General features: G+C 62.1%; 18 protein-coding genes and 2 tRNA genes. 7 read left to right on the forward strand and 13 right to left on the reverse strand.

What is annotated here, in order from left to right; translation table 11 throughout:
• The first annotated feature begins 110 nt into the window (after positions 1-110).
• Positions 111-184 (forward strand) — tRNA-Cys (locus B3M53_RS11805).
• A gap of 104 nt (positions 185-288) precedes the next feature.
• Here the strand turns inward: B3M53_RS11805 and B3M53_RS11810 are convergent.
• Complete coding sequence (locus tag B3M53_RS11810) at positions 289-645, reverse strand: DUF962 domain-containing protein (protein ID WP_022699846.1); 357 nt, start codon at positions 643-645, stop codon at positions 289-291.
• A gap of 320 nt (positions 646-965) precedes the next feature.
• Here B3M53_RS11810 and B3M53_RS11815 point away from each other — a divergent pair.
• Positions 966-1,041: transfer RNA gene (locus B3M53_RS11815), tRNA-Asn, on the forward strand.
• A gap of 176 nt (positions 1,042-1,217) precedes the next feature.
• Here B3M53_RS11815 and proB read toward each other — a convergent pair.
• A complete protein-coding gene (proB, locus tag B3M53_RS11820) occupies positions 1,218-2,372 on the reverse strand; it encodes a glutamate 5-kinase (protein ID WP_273020751.1) in 1,155 nt (384 codons plus the stop codon).
• 271 nt (positions 2,373-2,643) lie between these two features.
• Between proB and B3M53_RS11825 the strand changes: the two genes are divergently transcribed.
• From B3M53_RS11825 to B3M53_RS11840, 4 genes are all read left to right on the forward strand, one after another.
• The gene (locus B3M53_RS11825; RefSeq protein WP_337954531.1) at positions 2,644-3,417 is read left to right on the forward strand and encodes a pyrroline-5-carboxylate reductase family protein; all 774 of its coding nucleotides are present in this window, start codon (positions 2,644-2,646) and stop codon (positions 3,415-3,417) included.
• A 53-nt stretch (positions 3,418-3,470) separates the two neighbouring features.
• Positions 3,471-4,763, forward strand: a complete 1,293-nt coding sequence (locus B3M53_RS11830; RefSeq protein ID WP_273020754.1) for a glutamate-5-semialdehyde dehydrogenase — start codon at positions 3,471-3,473, stop codon at positions 4,761-4,763.
• Between the two features lie 52 nt (positions 4,764-4,815).
• Positions 4,816-6,351, forward strand: coding sequence for a sodium/proline symporter PutP (gene putP, locus B3M53_RS11835; protein WP_273020756.1), 1,536 nt, complete (start codon positions 4,816-4,818; stop codon positions 6,349-6,351).
• 167 nt (positions 6,352-6,518) lie between these two features.
• A complete protein-coding gene (locus B3M53_RS11840) occupies positions 6,519-6,722 on the forward strand; it encodes a YgaP family membrane protein (RefSeq protein WP_160092234.1) in 204 nt (67 codons plus the stop codon).
• A gap of 81 nt (positions 6,723-6,803) precedes the next feature.
• Here the strand turns inward: B3M53_RS11840 and B3M53_RS11845 are convergent, their stop codons facing one another.
• The 4 genes from B3M53_RS11845 to B3M53_RS11860 all read right to left on the reverse strand — a co-directional run bounded on the left by B3M53_RS11845 (position 6,804) and on the right by B3M53_RS11860 (position 13,422).
• Complete coding sequence (locus B3M53_RS11845; protein ID WP_160092235.1) at positions 6,804-8,087, reverse strand: NAD(P)/FAD-dependent oxidoreductase; 1,284 nt, start codon at positions 8,085-8,087, stop codon at positions 6,804-6,806.
• A gap of 141 nt (positions 8,088-8,228) precedes the next feature.
• Complete coding sequence (locus B3M53_RS11850) at positions 8,229-10,433, reverse strand: patatin-like phospholipase family protein (RefSeq protein WP_286800454.1); 2,205 nt, start codon at positions 10,431-10,433, stop codon at positions 8,229-8,231.
• Between the two features lie 94 nt (positions 10,434-10,527).
• Entirely contained in the window at positions 10,528-12,360 is a 1,833-nt protein-coding gene (locus B3M53_RS11855) for an ABCB family ABC transporter ATP-binding protein/permease (RefSeq protein ID WP_273020759.1), read from the reverse strand.
• 54 nt (positions 12,361-12,414) lie between these two features.
• Complete coding sequence (locus tag B3M53_RS11860; RefSeq protein WP_160092238.1) at positions 12,415-13,422, reverse strand: LysM peptidoglycan-binding domain-containing protein; 1,008 nt, start codon at positions 13,420-13,422, stop codon at positions 12,415-12,417.
• Between the two features lie 139 nt (positions 13,423-13,561).
• On the opposite strand from B3M53_RS11860, the gene B3M53_RS11865 reads away from it, so the two are divergent.
• The gene (locus tag B3M53_RS11865; protein WP_273020761.1) at positions 13,562-14,134 is read left to right on the forward strand and encodes a TIGR00730 family Rossman fold protein; all 573 of its coding nucleotides are present in this window, start codon (positions 13,562-13,564) and stop codon (positions 14,132-14,134) included.
• 1 nt (position 14,135) lies between these two features.
• On the opposite strand, the gene B3M53_RS11870 is transcribed toward B3M53_RS11865, so the two are convergent.
• The 7 genes from B3M53_RS11870 to queF all read right to left on the reverse strand — a co-directional run.
• On the reverse strand, positions 14,136-14,576 hold the full coding sequence (locus B3M53_RS11870; RefSeq protein WP_273020762.1) for a hypothetical protein: 441 nt from the start codon (positions 14,574-14,576) through the stop codon (positions 14,136-14,138).
• 74 nt (positions 14,577-14,650) lie between these two features.
• Positions 14,651-15,160, reverse strand: a complete 510-nt coding sequence (locus B3M53_RS11875; RefSeq protein ID WP_273020763.1) for a curlin-associated protein — start codon at positions 15,158-15,160, stop codon at positions 14,651-14,653.
• Positions 15,161-15,257: 97 nt separating this feature from the next.
• On the reverse strand, positions 15,258-15,434 hold the full coding sequence (locus B3M53_RS11880) for a hypothetical protein (RefSeq protein WP_273020764.1): 177 nt from the start codon (positions 15,432-15,434) through the stop codon (positions 15,258-15,260).
• The gene (locus B3M53_RS11885; protein ID WP_160092242.1) at positions 15,418-15,621 is read right to left on the reverse strand and encodes a helix-turn-helix transcriptional regulator; all 204 of its coding nucleotides are present in this window, start codon (positions 15,619-15,621) and stop codon (positions 15,418-15,420) included. The genes B3M53_RS11880 and B3M53_RS11885 overlap by 17 nt, the downstream gene beginning before the upstream one ends.
• The gene (locus B3M53_RS11890) at positions 15,618-16,010 is read right to left on the reverse strand and encodes a hypothetical protein (protein WP_160092243.1); all 393 of its coding nucleotides are present in this window, start codon (positions 16,008-16,010) and stop codon (positions 15,618-15,620) included. Before B3M53_RS11890 ends, B3M53_RS11885 begins: the two co-directional genes overlap by 4 nt.
• Before the next feature lie 2 nt (positions 16,011-16,012).
• Complete coding sequence (locus B3M53_RS11895) at positions 16,013-16,918, reverse strand: alpha/beta fold hydrolase (protein WP_273020766.1); 906 nt, start codon at positions 16,916-16,918, stop codon at positions 16,013-16,015.
• A 197-nt stretch (positions 16,919-17,115) separates the two neighbouring features.
• Positions 17,116-17,475: preQ(1) synthase (queF, locus tag B3M53_RS11900; protein ID WP_286800457.1), on the reverse strand; the 360-nt coding region annotated here is incomplete at its 5' end.

Raw genomic sequence — 17,475 nt, forward strand, 5'->3', positions numbered from 1 at the left:
CTGCGACCCCAAGCCACTGCATATTTCCACATATAGAGCTGTTAAAGCCCGCTCAAAGCGCGTTGCGGGCGGCGTCTGGCTTTTGTATAGAGGGCGACCCACCACAGGACGGCGCTATGGCGGAGTGGTGACGCAGCGGATTGCAAATCCGTGTACCCCGGTTCGATTCCGGGTGGCGCCTCCACCCTTTCCTGACAAGCGTTTTGCGGACGGTCCTCACAGACCGTCCGATCTGATTCGGATACGCTGTTGCGGACGATCCTGACGGACCATCCGCAACCGGGCGGATTACTCGGCGGCGTGCGCGTGCGGATGATCGAGCACACCCGCCTTGACCAGCTCGGGCTTGAGGCGGCCGGTGAAGGCCAGCGCCGTCATCCGATAATCGCTGATAAAAGACCAGAACGGATGAATAAAGGTCGCCGGCTTGTTGCGCTCGATGAAAGCGTGGCTGACCCAGGCGAAGCCATATCCGGTCAACGGCCACAGCAGCACCGCCCACCAGGTTTGCGTCAGTAGCGCAGCCAGCAGAATCGTGGTGCCGATAAGCGTGCCCGCATAGTGCATGTATCGCGTTCCCGCCTCGGCGTGTTCACGAAGGTAAAAGGGCCAGAATTGTTGATAAGTCGCGCTGCGTTCAGCCATGCAAACCTCCCCGTCTGCTTTGTTTAACAGGTAAAGTAGCACAGTCCGGTCCGGTCTGCGACCATCAGCGAAGTCCCGACGGAATGTGGAGAATTTTCATTAACGTTAGGCGGTTGTTAACTCCCGACTCAGTATTTGTTTACACGTCTTCCTTCGAAGACACCCCACCATCCACCCAATGCCTTTTCGGGAGCTCTCGGGCTCCCGATTTTTTTATGTCTGGATGTCTGGACTGAAACGAAACTGCATCGGGCTGCACACAGCCGCTTGATCGCGTCCAACGCTCTGGATATACACACCACCTCATCGCTGATGAGTGTTCCTCGGTAGCTCAGTTGGTAGAGCAAGCGACTGTTAATCGCTGGGTCGGCGGTTCGAGCCCGTCCCGAGGAGCCATCAGCGGCGATGACGCCCATCACTGAGTGAGCACCAGCCCCGCCTTGCCCCGCAAGGCGGGGCTGCTCGCATCTGGGCCCCGCCACACACTGGCGAGTCGCTGTCCCTCAGACCAAAGAAAAGGGGCGCTCTGAGCGCCCCTCTCCTCATTCCACATTTGCAAGAAATCGCCGGGGTCAGCCGACCAGCGTCACCGAATCCGTCGGCGCTTCCCAGGTCAGGTGGTGATCCTGAATCAGGGCCATGTTGTCGGCGGCGATGATTCTCGGCTTTGATTCGTATCCCAGCAGCTCAGACGGAGTGGAATCCGTATTCCGGGCCAGCAGCAGGATTTCAGCCGATGTGAAATTGGACATGCCGCGGGCCAGCTCCTCGCCGGCTTCGTCATAGATATGCAGCACATCGCCTTTGTTGAAATCGCCCTGAACGGAAACGATGTCGCAGCGGCCGATGTCCGCCCGGTCCTTGCGCAGCTTATCAGCCATGGCCTCATCAACAACCAGGCCGCCTGCTTGCTGCAGTCGGTCTGTGAGCCAGATCGCCCATGAGCTGTCGGGGTCGCCCAGAGCGACGCATTTGGTATGGCGGCGCTCGTCTTTCAAAAGCGCAGAGACCGGACGGTCCACTTCGCCTTGGCCGATCAGCGTCTCCACGCCGGCGTTCTGGGCCATGTTCGCGGCCCGCATCTTGGTCAGCATGCCGCCCGTACCCAGAGCGCTGACCGAGCTGGTCACTTCCAGATATTCAGACACATCCTCGACCACCGGCACGTGCTGGGCGCCCTCGTCCTCGGGGTTGCGGTCATACAGACCGTCGACACTGGTCAGGATCACCAGCTTGTCGGCTTGAACCATCTGCGCGACCTTTGCGGCGAGACGGTCATTATCGCCCACCTTCAGCTCGGCCGTGGTCACAGAGTCGTTTTCATTCACGATCGGCATCACGCCGCGCTCGATCAGGCGCGTGATGGTGTTCTTGGTGTTCAGGAAGCGGCGGCGATCTTCCAGATCGTCCAGCGTCACCAGAACCTGCGCAATATCGAACCCGTATTCGAGCGCGATCTGCTTGTAGGCGTTCATCAGGAGCGGCTGGCCGCAGGCGGCGGCGGCCTGTTTGTCCAGAAGCCCGGCCTCTTCCGGCGCGACGCCGATGGTGGACAGGCCGATCGCCACAGCTCCAGACGAGGTCAGAACCACGTCAATGCCCTCGTCGCGCAGACGGGCGACGTCTTCCATCACCCCATGCATGAAGGCGTAGCGCAGAGTGAGGTGCTCCTCATTAGCGAGGAGGGATGAGCCAATTTTCACAACGACGCGTTGGCGATCAGACAAAACAATACTCTCCGGTGACGCGGCGCAGCATGCCGCAAAGGTGCGCGAAAGATACTTTTTGTTCGAAACAATTCAAGGGGAGCCCCCCAATGTTTCCTCAGCGCTCAAAATCCTATGACAGCGTAGTTTACGAACGGTTGCAGCATCTGAACTCCGCATCGAGTTGAAAAATCTTACTTCGTCACCTAAATAGTGCGGCGGCGCGTCAGACTGGATTGGCGCGACTTGGACAATAAGCTGTGACGGAGGCTTCGTGCGCTGGAATTTGATTATGGTTGGATGCGGAAACATGGGCGGCGCCCTGCTTTCGCGATGGATCAAACTTGGCGGCGTCGGTGTGACCGTGGTCGATCCGGGCGAACCCAAACTGCCTGTGGGCGTGAAATGGGTGAAGTCCGTTGACGATCTGGACCCCTCCGAACGGTTTGACGCCCTGATCCTGGCCGTCAAACCCCAGCTGATCGATGTCGCCATTCCGCCCGCCGCAAAATTCGTCAAGGACAGCGGTTGCGTGGTTTCGATCGCCGCTGGCGCGTCCGCCGCCAAGGTGTCTGCCGCCGCAGGCGGCGTCAGCGCCCTGCGTCTCATGCCCAACATGCCTGCCCGTGTGGGTCGCGGCGTCAGCGGCCTGTATGCCGACGACACCGCCACCAAGGATCATCGCGAGCTTGGAACCATTCTGGGCGAAGCTGTTGGCGAAGCGATCTGGCTCGATGACGAAGATCAGATCGATCGCATCACCGCAGCCGCCGGCAGCGGCCCGGGTTATGTTTTCGAATTCGCCCGCACCTATCAAAAGGCCGTCGAGGCGCAAGGCTTCGGCCCCAAGGATGCGCGTCGCCTGGTGATTGAAACCATGGCGGGCTGCATGGCCTTGGCGCTCGAAGATGAAGCCGGGTTTGAAGACCTGCGCAATTCCATCATGAGCAAGGGCGGCACAACCGCCGCCGGGGTCAACGCCCTCAATCATGACGGCGTGCTGGATGAACGGCTGAACGCCGCTCTCACCGCCGCCTATACGCGCGCCGTCGAGCTGCGCGACTAAGACTTTCACTCACCGCCCCCGATAACGGACGCTATAAAGGAGCCAGCCACCGTATGACCGCTGTTCTCAGCCGGATGAACGACATGCCAGACACTTCTGATGTCACCGCCTATGTAAACGAGTTGGGGCGTCGCGCTGCGACCGCCTCCCGTTCGCTTGCGTCCGCTTCAACCGAACGCAAGAACAAGGCGCTGACCGCCGCCGCCCAAGCCCTGCGCGACAACCGCGCACGGCTGCTGGAGGCGAACGCCAAGGATGTCGACAGCGTCAAGGCCGCGGGCAAGCCCGCCGCCTTCATCGACCGGCTGATCCTGGACGAAGGCCGGGTGAACGCGATTGCGGATGCGCTGGACCAGATCGCGACGCTGCCGGACCCGGTGGGCCGGGTGCTGCACACCACCGAACGCCCCAATGGCCTGACCATCGAGCGTGTCGCCACGCCGCTCGGCGTGATCGGCATGATCTACGAAAGTCGCCCGAATGTGGGCGCGGACGCCGGCGCCCTTTGCCTCAAGTCCGGCAACGCGGTGATCCTGCGCGGCGGGTCTGAAAGCCTGAACTCCACACGCGTCATTGTGGAATGCCTGGCCGAGGGCCTGAAAGCGGCGGACCTGCCGCTTGAATGCATCCAGATGATCGACACCACCGACCGCAACGCGGTGCAGGCGCTTCTGACCTGCGCCGAGTACGTGGATCTGGTGATCCCGCGCGGCGGCAAAGGCCTGGTGTCGCTGGTGCGCGACCAGGCGCGCGTACCGACGCTTTTGCACCTGGACGGCAATTGCCACACCTATGTGAACGCCGCGGCGGACCTGACAAAGGCGGCGGCGATCGTGAAAAACGCCAAGCTGCGCCGGACCGGCGTTTGCGGCGCGACGGAAAGCCTTGTTGTGGACCGCTCTATCGCCAAAGACTTCCTGCCCATGGCGCTCGACGCGCTGGGCGAGTGCGAAGTGCGCGGTGAAGCGGATGCCCGCGAGATCGATGCGCGGATCAAGCCGGCGACCGACGAGGACTTCTACACCGAATATCTCGACACCATTTTGTCAGTGAAGCTGGTGGATGGCCCGGACGAGGCCATTCCCTTCATCTCCGAGCATTCGTCAGCGCATACGGACGCCGTCGTCACCGAGGACGCGGCGATCGCCGAGCGTTTCCTCAACGAGATCGACTCCGCCGTGGTCATGCATAACGCCTCCACTCAATTCTCTGATGGCGGCGAATTCGGCATGGGCGCGGAAATCGGCATCGCAACGGGTAAAATGCACGCGCGCGGTCCGGTGGGGCTGGAGCAGCTGACCAGCTTCAAATACCGTGTCCGCGGCAATGGCCAGACCCGGCCGTAAGCCCAAAACCATAGCTTAATCGAACTCTTTACGCGTTCATTCGGGGGCCATCATGCAAGTTGAAGCGCTTGTGTCGCTCGGGGCGTACTTCGTCCTGATGCTCGGCATCGGGCTATACGCCTACAAAAAATCCACTGACGACGTGTCCGGCTACATGCTGGGCGGTCGCAAACTTCACCCCGCCGTCGGCGCGCTCTCTGCGGGCGCGTCCGACATGTCAGGCTGGATGCTGATGGGCCTTCCCGGGGCCGTCTATGTCTCGGGTCTGGGCGCGGCGTGGATCGCGGTGGGCCTCGTGATCGGGGCGTATTTTAACTACCTGCTGGTGGCCCCGCGGCTGCGCGTTTACACCGAGATCGCAGACGACGCGATCACCATCCCCGACTATTTCGAGAAGCGCTTCAGCGATGACACCCGCATCCTGCGGATCCTGTCGTCAGTGGTGATCGTGATCTTCTTCACCCTGTACACCTCGTCAGGCGTTGTGGCGGGCGGCAAGCTGTTTGAAGCCAGCTTCGGCCTCGACTACCGACTAGGGCTGTTCCTGACAGCGGGCGTGGTTATCGCCTATACCCTGTTCGGCGGTTTCCTCGCGGTCAGTCTGACGGACTTCGTGCAGGGCGTGATCATGTTCGTGGCCCTGATCATGGTGCCCATCGTGGCCTTCACGCAGCTGGGAGGCCTGGGCGAAATCGTCGACACCACCCGCGCCGCCGCCGACGTGCCCCACTACATGTCCATGATCCCCGACCCGCTCACTTCCATGAGCATTATCGGCATCATTTCAGCGATGAGCTGGGGTCTGGGCTATTTCGGACAACCGCACATCATCGTGCGCTTCATGGCGATCCGGACGCTCAGGGAAGTGGCGACCGCCCGACTGATCGGCATGAGCTGGATGATCGTCACGGTCATCGGCGCCGTGCTGACGGGTATTTTCGGCCTCGCCTTCGTCACCCAGAACGGCGCGATGATCGAACAGAGCGGCATCGAGTTCACGGATTCCGAGACCATCTTCATCCTGATGAGCCAGATCCTGTTCCACCCGCTGGTGGGCGGCTTCTTGCTGGCGGCGATCCTGGCGGCGATCATGTCCACCATCTCCAGCCAGCTTCTGGTGTCCTCAAGCTCCTTGACCGAGGACTTCTACAAGACCTTCCTGCGTCGCGGCGCCAGCCAGAAAGAGCTGGTGTTGATCGGACGCCTGTCGGTTCTGGTCGTATCGCTGGTGGCGATCTTCCTCGCCTTTGACCGGTCGAGCTCGATCCTGGATCTGGTGTCCAACGCCTGGGCCGGTTTCGGCGCCGCCTTCGGTCCGCTGATCCTGTTCAGCCTTTATCGCAGGAATATGAGCCGTTCGGCCGCCATCGCCGGCATGGTGACGGGCGCGGTCGTGGTGCTGTTCTGGCTGTACGCGCCCCTCACGATCAATGGCGGATCGCTGTCCGCCTTCATGTACGAGATGATCCCGGGCTTCCTGGCGTCAACGCTCGCTATTCTGATCACGGACGCCGTCACCAAAGCCCCGCGCGGCAAGGTGAAAGACCAATATGACGCTATGGAAGCGCATATTGAAGAACACGGCTAAGCTCCGCGCTCAGCCTGATCGGTCAAACGCCGGCCTCATCGAGGCCGGCGTTTTGCTATCCGGTCCCTGTCACGACCGCCGCCGCGTCAGTCCGCCACATGGTGTAACCGGTCAGTAGACACCATATCTATTATCAATTATCAAAACTGATAATAGTTGAGGACGCCATGACAATCGGACGCGCAGTCACCTTGCTGGCAGGAACCATGGTTCTGGTTTCGCTGCTCTTGTCACAGTTTCACAGCCCCTACTGGCTGTGGCTGACCGCTTTTGTGGGATTGAACCTTGTTCAGTCCAGCTTCACCGGATTTTGTCCCGCCGCCATGATCTTCAAGGTCCTGGGGGTGAAGCCTGGCGGCGCCTTTTCCTAGAAGGTTCGCCCCCGTCGTCAGGCGAGAAACCCCGGCGTCCCCCACGCCGGGGTTTTTTGCGTCTGAATTTCAGACTCTGGATCAACCCTTGCTGTCACGCACCTTGGTGATGCCCAGAAGGTCCAGCATCATGCGCTCATAGAAGGGCTCGCTCACGCCGCGGCGCATCTTGCCCATGAAATAGCCTTCAAACGCCGCCTTCGCCATATGGACCCAGCCGCCCTCCACGGCCCAGTTCACGTTGCGCGGCGGGATTTGCGGCATGGCGACGAACGCCACCCCGCCATCGCCGAAGTCCGCGATGCAGACCGCGTTCCAGGTGGATTCGTGCTTCATCTCCCGCCCCTCGATCAGGGCGCGGATATTCTTGGCGGCGGCGCGCACCATGGATTCGATCATGAAACCGGTTTTCGGCACACCCACCGGCACCGGATAGGACGCGACCGGCGGGATGGCCACACAGACGCCGACCGAGAAGATTTTCGGCCAGTTGGGATTTTGCTGATGGCGATCCACCAGCACGAAGCCCTTTTCGTTGACGAGACCCTCCACGCCGAACACCGCATCCACGCCCTTGAAGGCGGGCAGCACCATGGAGTGCTTGAAGGGCAGTTCATGGGTTTCCACCACTTCACCCTGGCGTCCCACCTCCTCCACATGCATCAGGCCCGCTTCAACTTTCGTGATGCGGGCGGAGGTGATGAATTTGATCGAGCGCTGACGCAGCTCATGCTCGAGCAGGCCCTTGGTGTCCCCCACGCCGTCCAGGCCCAGATGACCGATATAAGGCTCTGAAGTCACGAAGGTCATCGGCACCTGGTCGCGAATCTTCTTGCGCCGAAGATCGGTTTCCAGCGTGAAGACATGCTCATAGGCAGGACCGAAACAGGATGCGCCCTGCACTGCGCCGACAATCACCGGGCCGGGATCCGCGACAAGTTTCTCCCAGTCCTCACCAGCGAGTTCGGCATGGTTCACATGACAGACGGACTGAGTGTGACCGCCATGGGGGCCCAGCCCTTCAATGGCGTCAAAGTCGAGCTTGGGCCCTGTGGCGATGACCAGATAATCATAGCTGATGGTCTCGCCATTGCTCAGTTCCACCTGATCGCGATCCGGATGCACCTTGGTGGCGGCGGCATGGATGAACTCGATGCCGCGCTTTTTCAAAAGCGGCGCAAGCTCAATCTTGATTTGCTCGGCCTCCCGCCAGCCCACCGCCACCCACGGGTTGGAAGGGGTGAAATGAAATGTCGGAGAATCGCTGATCACCGTGATGGTGTCAGTCTTTCGCATCTGCTCGCGCGCTTCGAACGCCATGGGCAATCCGCCCAGACCTGCGCCGAGAATGACGATGTCAGCCATATCAAACCTCCCGCTGTCACCCTGTCACGCGCAATCGTGACGGGCGTTATCTTCTCGCAAGAGTGTCGCGCTCATGGCGCGGGAGGCCATTAGGCAGATCGTCGCATATCAATTATCGAAAGTGTTAGGCGTTAACGGGCGTTAAAATGAACTGCCCACATGCAAGAACAGCCCGCCCGCACCCTCTTCCCCGATCGCCCCGCCCAGAATGACCGGCCCCAGAACGGTGTCGACGCCCAGATAAAGCGCGCCGGAATAAGTGGCGCCCGCCTCGCCCGGAGCCAGAAAGTCCAACTCCACATGCGCCGCTTCCAGCAGCACGCCTGCATAGACTGGCACATTGAAGACGGCGCCGGTCCGGTCCAGTCGCTGATACGCTTCCAGTGAACCGTAAACATAGGCATTGGTCGGAACGGCGTTCTGCGCATAGGCGGAGATGGAACGAAACCCGCCCAGCGAGATCAGGTCAATCGGGTCATCGTTTTCATTGCGCACCTGCCCGCCTCTCAGGCTGGCCAGCAGGCCCAGATCGCCAAGCTCGAACGCACGCATCCCCGCTACAGACAGCTGGACCGTATCTGACGCGTCATCGCCCAGGCTGAACAGCTGATACGCTTCCACGCTCAGCGCCATGCCGCGTGTCGGCCAACTCAAGTGATCCAGCGTATCCATGCGGACGCCACCGCCGACACCCGCCAGCGTATAAACAAGAGGCTCCAAATCAGGCAGCAGCGTCACCTTGGCTTCGGTTCGACCCCGGCGCACTTCACCCCCCGCAAACGCCACGCCCCAATCACCGAGCTCACGTCCCAGCCGCAAGCGGGCGCCGGCTTTCTGGTCCCAGAACTCGCCCAGACGCAGATCGCCAATCCTCAAGGGCGTTTCCTCGCCCTCATAAAACAGGCTCGGCTCATAAAAATACCGCCCCGCCTCTCCGAAGGGCTGCTGGAGCACCGCTTCCAGCCCGTTCGTGGTGCCCAGCTCCACAGACAGACTGAAATCCCCGCCGCGGTGAGAAAACGGCCGACGCGAATACCGCGCCAGCACCGAGAAGGTGGAATCCCCTGCAAAGGTGTTGGACAGACGCACGCCGCCCTGAAGCTGGCTGCGCCCGATATCGCGCTCATCCACCATCAGCACCAGACCGCTCTCGTCGCGGGCCAGATCCGCTTCACCCAGCGCGCCAAACGCCGTCAGCGCGTTCAGCCGTCGCGGCAACAGATCCTCATCCCCTTGCAGCGCGCGCTCCAGATTGGCGCGAGCGCTGAGCACCCCGTCATCAATTGTGGTGTTGTTGATCACCCGGATGTCGGCCTCCGCATACTGGGACACATGCGGACGCGGCATCGCCTGTCGCCTCGACGGCGCGGCGATCTGCGCAATCTCGCGCAGCGCATCCAGATGGTCCTGTGCTGCGCGTGCGCCATTGGAGACGCCATGGGCGGCCTGATCAAACGCCGTGGTCGACAAGCCCTCCAGAGACGGGGTGATCAGGACATCACGCTCTTTCAACCGGGCCACGTCCGCTTGTCGGTTGCGCCAGACCGTCACCCGGATCAATTGCTGCAGGGTCTCGGACATGGACGGCGCCTCGCCGGGCGCAGGCGGTTCGACGCTGGTGTCGATGGCGATAATGATGTCCGCGCCCATCTGGCGCGCCTGACGCACCGGTAATTGCGCGGCCATGCCGCCATCCACATACAAGACGCCGTCAATCTCGCGGGGGCGAAACGCGCCCGGCACCGCCATGCTGGCCAGCATGGATTGCACCAGATCGCCGGATGACAAGGCGACCGCATCGCCGGAGGAGAAATCCGTGACAACCGCACGATAGGGCGTGCTGAGCGCGTCAAAGTCCGCGTCCAGAGGCACATGAAAGGTCAGGCTGCGAAAATGCTGGCGCAGGCCGCGCATGGAGCGCATGCCGCCTGGCAACCTCGCCCCGTTTTCTCCCAAGCCGACCAAGGCGCCGGTCAGATATTCGGATGCGCGCTCGGACTGCAAATAGGACTGGTCTTCGCGCGGGGGGCGGCCGCTGAACACCTCCGGCCAGTCAGTATAGACAAAGATGTCTTCCAGCTCTTCGGCGGAATAGCCGGCGGCGTACAAACCGCCCACCACCGCGCCCATGGACGTACCGACAACGCAATGGATGGGAACCCCCATCTCCTCGATGACTTTCAACGCCCCGATTTGGGTGCTGGCGAGCGCGCCGCCACCGCTCAACACAAGCGCTACATCAGGGCCGTCCGCATCTGAGTGATCACAAGCTCGGGCGGCAGGCATTGCGGTGAACGCGAGCGTCAGCGCGGTGATCGCCGCGTTCAAAACTGCGGTGGTGTTCATACTGTGCGTCCCCGATCCAGCCTGCGTCCCGACAGGCAGAGGGGTTCTTATGCATGATTTCGGCGAAAACACGGCCTGCCGAAAAAGACGCACATCACGCCAGCTCGCCAGCCTCCGCCTGACGCCGCCACATGGCGGCGTAGCGGCCGTCCGCCGCCAACAGGGCGGCGTGATCGCCCTGCTCGGTCACATGCCCGTCTTCCAGAACAATGATCTGGTCGGCCTTGGCGATGGTGGACAGACGATGCGCCACGGCAATCGTGGTGCGCCCGCGCGCCGCCTCGGCCAAAGCGGCCTGAACCTCGCTCTCGGTTTCTGAATCCAGCGCCGAGGTGGCCTCGTCCAGAATCAGGATGGGCGGGTTTCGCAAGATCGCGCGGGCGACGCCGACGCGCTGTTTCTCGCCGCCCGAGAGCTTCAGCCCGCGCTCGCCCACCCGCGTCTCCAGCCCCTTGGGCAAGGACAGGACGAAGTCTTTCAGACGCGCGCGCTCAACCGCATCCCACAGCGCGTCTTCATCCGCCTGCGGGTCGCCATAGAGAATGTTCTCGCGCAGCGTGTCGTTAAACAGGACCACGTCCTGCGGCACCAATCCCAGCGCATTGCGCAGGCTGGACTGGCTGAGGCCGGCGATATCCTGGCCATCAATCAGCACCCGGCCTTCATCCGGGTCATAGAAGCGGAACAGAAGACGCAGCAGCGTGGACTTGCCCGCGCCCGACGGCCCGGCGAGCCCGATAAAGCTGCCCGGCGCGATGTCAAAGCTGACATCAGACACAGACCGGTCGCGCCCGTCATGAGCGAAGCTGACATGGTCAAAGCGCACGCCGCCGCCCTTTAGCGCCAGTTTCGCAGCGCCCGGCTTGTCCGCCACTTCGGGTTTGAGCCGCAGGGTCTGGAACAGGCGTTCAAGATCCACGCTCGCCTGTTTGATCTCGCGATAGGCCCAGCCCAGAATGTTCAGCGGCTGATAGACGTTCATCAGCATCAGGGTCAAAGCCGCCACATCGCCGGGTTCCAGCTCGCCATTGAGCGCCATCCAGCCGCCGGTCAGCGCCACGGCGAGCAAGCCGCCATTCATGATCGCGGCCTGCGCCGCATTCAGCCCGGCCAGGCTTTGCTGGGATTTTGACGCGGCGTCGGCATAGCGTTTCTTGGCGTCGTCATAGCGGTCCGCCTCGCGCTGTTCCGCGGCGAAGGCCTTTACGGTCTCAAAGTTCGTCAGCGTGTCCACGGCTCGGGCGTTCACCTCGGTGTCCGCCTCGTTCATCTGGCGGCGCAGCTTCACCCGCCATTCCGTCATCAGCCCGGTGGTCACCGCATAGGCGATCACGGCGATGACGATGATCACCGAGAAGATCCAGCCATACAGTACCGCCGCCACAATGGCGGCGAGCAGCAGTTCGGCCAGCGCGGGCAGGATGTTGAAGACCAGAAAGCGCAGCAGGAAATCCACGGCGTTGGCGCCGCGATCAATGATGCGGTTCATGGCGCCGGTACGCTTGGTCTGATGAAAGCTCAAGGACAGCGTCTGCACATGCGCAAACCCCTGCACCGCAGTCAGGCGCTGCGCGTCCTGGCTGACTGGCGCAAAGATCGCGTCGCGTAATTGCGGGGTTCCGCTGGCGGCGAAGCGCAACAAGCCATAGGCGACGAACATCACGGCCGCCGCGCCGAACAATCCCGTCGCCAGCGCGCCGTCTGCGGCGCCGCGGGTCAACACGTTCACGCCTTCACCGAACGCAATGGGAGACGCGACCGCGAATCCCTTGGCGATCAAGGTGATCAGAAAGGCGAACGCCATGCGCGGGCGCCAACGCCGCATGTCGTCGGACGCCAGAATGGTGAGAAGTCGCGAAATCGCCTCGCCCAGACGGCCTTCGGGTGCGGGGCCTTCTGTGGGATTGGCAGGGTCATGATGATGCATGACGCCCTATTTAGGGCGAAGCCCGTCCCGGCGCCATGCCGGAGCGGCGCCGAATTATTCGGGTCCGTTCCCGCTGCCGGCCTCAGCCTCGTCTTCAGGCGCCGAGAACACCTGGCCAGGATAGATCAGATTAGGATCACGGATCTGGTCGCGATTGGCTTCATAGATGACCGTGTATTGCAGCCCCTCGCCGTAAAGCCGTCTTGCGATCCGCCACAGCGAGTTGCCCGGCTGAACGATCACCCGGCCCGCTTGCTGAGCGGCGCGCGCCGCTTCAGGCGCAGCGCGTTCAAACGGCAGCACGATCACGGCTGTGACCCGCCCGTCTTCATCCAGCTGATCCACTTGCAGATCGTAGACGCCCGGCTCAAAGGCCGTTCCGGCGCGGATCACCCAGCGCCCGGCGTCATCCGTGGTGACGCGTCCCACTTCCTCGCCATCCGCCAGCACGCGCACATCCGTGCCCGGCACGGCGCGGCCAGAGAAAATCACGGCGCCGCTATCGTCATAATCCACGGTCGAGAGCGAAAGCGGCCCCACGGACACGCCATCGAACGGGCCTTGAAGAACCCGGCTGGCTTCGCCCGGCCGCCCCAGGACCACCAACGGAGTCTCGTCGCGCCCCTCAGGGACGGAGACAACCACAACCTGATCAGAGCGTATTTCCTGGCCAGCAAGCGTCTCCATAAGAAGCGAAAGCTCGACAGACCCCGCGGGCAGCGGACGATCCACGATCATCACCCATTCACCGGCGCTGTCGATTTCAACGCGGGCGATTTCTTCCTCGCCCACCATCAGGACGACGCTGGCGCCGGGTGCGCCGCGACCGGCGACGACGGCGGTGCCGCGCGGGTCCACACGTACAATGTCAAAGGTGGGCGGAATCAGCGCAGCCGTTTCCTGACTGGATTGCGCCAGCGCTTCTTCCTGTTCGGAGACAGTCGGCGTTTCTGGCGCACTGATGGCGCCGGGACCGGGACGCATCACGATGAAGACCGCCGCCGCTGCAACCGCAACGATCAGCAGAGCTGTAGCAATCAGAAAGGACCGCGTTGCGGCCATGTGCCTACTCCTCGCGTTCTGACGTCAGAGACTGTTATGCAAGCCTCGCGCCGGATGCGCCATGTTGGTAATGCTGGACGTCTCGTCTGAACGTTTCAATCCGCGTTTACAGACAATTTGGATTCTATGTGAGGCGAAAATGCGGAGCATCTGCGTATTTTGCGGGTCGAGCGATGGTGCGGATCCCCACTTTGCAGACCTGGCTGAAGCGACCGGACGCGCAGTTGCGCGCGCGGGACTGCGTCTGGTTTATGGCGGCGCCGAAGCCGGTCTGATGGGCCGTCTGGCGCGGGCCGCCATGGCGGAAGGCGGCGAGGTCCTGGGCGTCATCCCTGAATTTCTGATCCCGACGGAAGGCTTGCAAGAGGGCGTGGAGCCTCGCATCACGGCCACCCTCGCCGCGCGCAAGGCCATCATTGTCGAAGAAGCGGACGCCTTCCTTGTGCTGCCCGGCGGCGCGGGCACGCTTGAAGAAATCTTCGACATGATCATGCTGCGCCAGCTGGGCCGTCATGACAAACCCGCCGCCTTTCTGGACGCGGAATTCTGGGGGCCTTTGGAGACCTTGCTCCTGCGCGTGGTCGACGCCGGCTTCGCTCAAGATGATGTGATCAAGACGATCAGCTTTCACCCCACGCCCGAGGCGGCTATTGAGCGTCTGCGCGATTTGTGTGCGCGTGAAGACGCGAAGACCGCACCTCAAGCGCTCTGACTCACGCGCCTTCCCAGTCGGTCGCGCACAGGATTCGCCCTTCAAGGTCGAACACGGTCAAAGCGCCAAAGAGCGGACCGGAGCCGCCGCTCGTGACGGTCTGACCCGGCTGAAGGTCATCGAGCGAGACGCGTTCAGCCGCGGACGGGTCAAGCTCGATACGGGCCAGAGTTTCAGACCCGCCCGGCCCGGCGGCCAGAGCGCCAGATTGCTCCATTGAGAGGCCGGGACCGCCCAAGCGCAAACGCCAGTGACCGCTCAACCCTGACGCCGCCTCGGCGACAAGTGTGCGTCCGTCCGGGTCCTGCAGCTCGGTCAGCGCGCACAGCGCGACCGGCTGAGCGTCCAGACTGGCGTCTGAGGGGTGCGATTGCGCCTGCGCACAGGCGGCCGCAAGGCCGGTGCAGGCAGCCAGGCCTGACAGAAAAGCTCGTATACGCATGACTGTATTCTCCTTGTGTCGGGATAAGCGGTCGGCGACTGGCGCCGACCGCCGTTCGAGCCCTGCATGTGCGTCTAGAAACCGCCCTGGATGACCAGCGTCACATTGCCCGAGCCGGTTTGATGGATGTCGGTGAACTGGCCGCGGCCGATCTGGATCACGCCGAGCGCATTGTTGGAGCCTTCCTGATGGGTGACCGCCTGATGGTCTGACCCGATCTGGGCGACGCCCACCACATTGCCGAAGCCCAATTGCGAACTGAACGCCTCGTTGAACCGGCCTTCCTGCCCCATCACGATGCGATTGCGGCGTCCTTGCTGGTTGAGGCCCGCCTCATTGCCTGCGCCATATTGAGACACTTGCGCGCCATTGCGGGCGCCCTCTTGCAGGGTCGAGATGAACTGGCGCACGCCGCGCTGCTCCAGATTCACCCGGTTGCGATAGCCGTTCACACGGGCCGCCAGCTCATTGGCATGGCCGGACTGGGTGATCTCGATGGAGTTGCGCGATTGCGCTTCAGCGCTCGGCGCGAAGGTGAGGCAGGCCAGGCTGAGACCGGCGGCCAGAAGGGTGCGAGTAATCATGTGCAGTCTCCAGTGTGCATCCACGGACATCATCGTCCGCGTCGATACAGAGACTGGCGCACCGGGGATGAACCGATGCGGAAAAGCGCGTTCAGCTTCAATTGATTAAGCTGAACACACTTTTCATCACCACGGCGGTTTCAAGGCAGGCCCGGAAGCTAAGCGTCGTACCAAAAGGGTTCGCAAGGCCAAAGGCCGCCCGCAGCGTCAGCGAGGATTGACTGAGCGGAGGCGAAGAAGAAAAAAAAGGTGCGCCCTCAATCCGGTTCGCCATGAGGGTCAAAGACCTCTTCAATCCGGGCGTCGAAGGCTTCGGCGATCTTGAAGGCCAGCGACAGGGACGGGTCATGCTTGGACGTCTCCACCGCATTGATCGCCTGGCGCGACACGCCGACACGCTCTCCCAGCTCGGCTTGCGACCAGCGCCGTTCCGCGCGCAGCACTCGGATCCGGTTCTTCACTGGTAGCGCCTCTTCACAAAAATCTGGGCGAAGCCGCTGACCCCGATAAAAGCGGGCAGATACCAGACTTCCGGAATGCCAGGCCAGTCCGTCACGCCGCGCAACATGCCGTAGGTGAAGCTGGCCACCGCCACCAGAATCGCGCCGATCAGAGCGGATTCCAACACGATGCGGGCCTGCACTTCGTCCATGGCGCGCACGAAGGCCATGATGGTTCCGATGCAGGCGATCACCGGCAGGACAGGCAACAGGCTGAGGATGATGCGAACCGGCTGAGCCAGGTCGAACTGATTATCCGTCCAGACGGCGCCGAACAGCAGAACCGTATAGAGGGTGAAAATCACCAGCATCCGTCGCATATAGGTCTTGGCGGCTGGGGTCACGGCCATGATTACTCTCCTTCAACCACACGGGCGATTTCGTCTGCGAAGCGCTCTGGCTGGTCCAGCATGATAAAGTGACGCGAGTCGGCGACGCCGCGCGCCTCAAGATCGACCCGACCTTCATACTGGCTGACGAACATCTGGCGAATGACGCTCGGCGCCATCTCAGGAAATTCGGCGTAGAGCAAGGTCACCGGCGCTTGGACCACCTCAAGACGCGGAGCAAAGTCCGTCTCCATGATCTCCGCCGTTGCGGCGGCGACAGCCCGCTGATCGGCTTGCTCGATCCAGGCCATGACCTGGGCCTGGCCTTGCTCGGTCATCGACTGAACCCGCAGCCCCTGAGCCATCATGCCCAGATAGGCGTCGCGCGGCATGGCGCTCATCTGCTGGCGGATCGCAGCGGCTTGCGGCGCCATCATTTCCGGCGTCACGCCCGGCTGCATCAACCCGGCGAAAAAGGGCGCTGAATCCACGACGATCACGTCAGAGATCCGGTCCGGCGCCTGCCCGGCGACCAGAAGCGCCACTTGCGCGCCCATGGAATGGCCGACCAGCACCACGTCTTCTAAAGACTGCGCCACGAGATACTCAGCAATCGCCTGACTGGCCGGCCCCACGAAAGGCTCGAGCTCCGCAGGCGGTTCGACCCCGCCAAAACCGGCCAGGGTCACAAGGTGATTGTCCCAGTCAGACCGGGCGAAGGGCTCGAAGACTTCAGACGGAGACGCCAGCCCGGGGACGTAGACAACCGTCTGACCGTTCGCGTCCCCGGCCTGCGAGACGATGATACGATCCGAACGCCAGGGCTCGGCGCCCTCAGCGCGAAAAACTCCAAAGGCCTGAAGCGACAGGAAGATTGAGAAAACGCCCAGAACGAAGGCGGCGAAGCGGTAGGCAGTGACAGGTTTCATGTTCACACCATCAGGTTAAATTGACGTTGAGTCATGCTTACCTGACACACTCTCCACATGTCAATATAACCTGACACTTTTTCATGCCTACCTGTCTAAATGTCGTGTTCACACGCACACATCGCTCACCTTCAGGCGTAAAAAAGCCCTCCCGGGGCTCGCCGGAAGGGCTTAAAGTTCAATATGTTAATGTTTCTTCAGCCGCGACCGCGATAAGACGGCACGCCCTGATCGGGAATCCACAAGCCTTTCGGCGCCTCTCCCCATTGCCCGAACACGTCGATGGGGATGCCGCCGCGCGGATACCAATAGCCGCCAATGCGCAGCCATTTGGGCTGGATCTCATCCACCAGGCGCTGACCGATCATCATGGTGCACGCTTCGTGGAAGGCGCCATGATTGCGGAAGCTCTGCAGATAGAGCTTGAGCGATTTGCTCTCGACGATCCATTGCGCGGGCGCATAGTCGATCACCAGATGGGCGAAGTCAGGCTGGCCGGTCACCGGGCAGATCGAGGTGAATTCCGGACAGGCGAACCGGATCATGTAGTCGGCGTC

It is taken from the genome of Oceanicaulis sp. UBA2681, from assembly GCF_002354675.1.
GTDB classification, from domain to species: Bacteria; Pseudomonadota; Alphaproteobacteria; order Caulobacterales; family Maricaulaceae; genus Oceanicaulis; species Oceanicaulis alexandrii.

Excerpts from the sequence above, each read along its gene's own strand:
- B3M53_RS11810 (WP_022699846.1), bottom strand. The coding sequence starts at position 645 with ATGGCTGAACGCAGCGCGACTTATCAACAATTCTGGCCCTTTTACCTT.
- B3M53_RS11825 (WP_337954531.1), top strand. The coding sequence starts at position 2,644 with ATGGTTGGATGCGGAAACATGGGCGGCGCCCTGCTTTCGCGATGGATC.
- B3M53_RS11830 (WP_273020754.1), top strand. The coding sequence starts at position 3,471 with ATGACCGCTGTTCTCAGCCGGATGAACGACATGCCAGACACTTCTGAT.
- putP (WP_273020756.1), top strand. The coding sequence starts at position 4,816 with ATGCAAGTTGAAGCGCTTGTGTCGCTCGGGGCGTACTTCGTCCTGATG.
- B3M53_RS11840 (WP_160092234.1), top strand. The coding sequence starts at position 6,519 with ATGACAATCGGACGCGCAGTCACCTTGCTGGCAGGAACCATGGTTCTG.
- B3M53_RS11845 (WP_160092235.1), bottom strand. The coding sequence starts at position 8,087 with ATGGCTGACATCGTCATTCTCGGCGCAGGTCTGGGCGGATTGCCCATG.
- B3M53_RS11850 (WP_286800454.1), bottom strand. The coding sequence starts at position 10,433 with ATGAACACCACCGCAGTTTTGAACGCGGCGATCACCGCGCTGACGCTC.
- B3M53_RS11855 (WP_273020759.1), bottom strand. The coding sequence starts at position 12,360 with ATGCATCATCATGACCCTGCCAATCCCACAGAAGGCCCCGCACCCGAA.
- B3M53_RS11860 (WP_160092238.1), bottom strand. The coding sequence starts at position 13,422 with ATGGCCGCAACGCGGTCCTTTCTGATTGCTACAGCTCTGCTGATCGTT.
- B3M53_RS11865 (WP_273020761.1), top strand. The coding sequence starts at position 13,562 with ATGCGGAGCATCTGCGTATTTTGCGGGTCGAGCGATGGTGCGGATCCC.
- B3M53_RS11870 (WP_273020762.1), bottom strand. The coding sequence starts at position 14,576 with ATGCGTATACGAGCTTTTCTGTCAGGCCTGGCTGCCTGCACCGGCCTT.
- B3M53_RS11875 (WP_273020763.1), bottom strand. The coding sequence starts at position 15,160 with ATGATTACTCGCACCCTTCTGGCCGCCGGTCTCAGCCTGGCCTGCCTC.
- B3M53_RS11880 (WP_273020764.1), bottom strand. The coding sequence starts at position 15,434 with ATGGCGAACCGGATTGAGGGCGCACCTTTTTTTTCTTCTTCGCCTCCG.
- B3M53_RS11890 (WP_160092243.1), bottom strand. The coding sequence starts at position 16,010 with ATGGCCGTGACCCCAGCCGCCAAGACCTATATGCGACGGATGCTGGTG.
- B3M53_RS11895 (WP_273020766.1), bottom strand. The coding sequence starts at position 16,918 with ATGAAACCTGTCACTGCCTACCGCTTCGCCGCCTTCGTTCTGGGCGTT.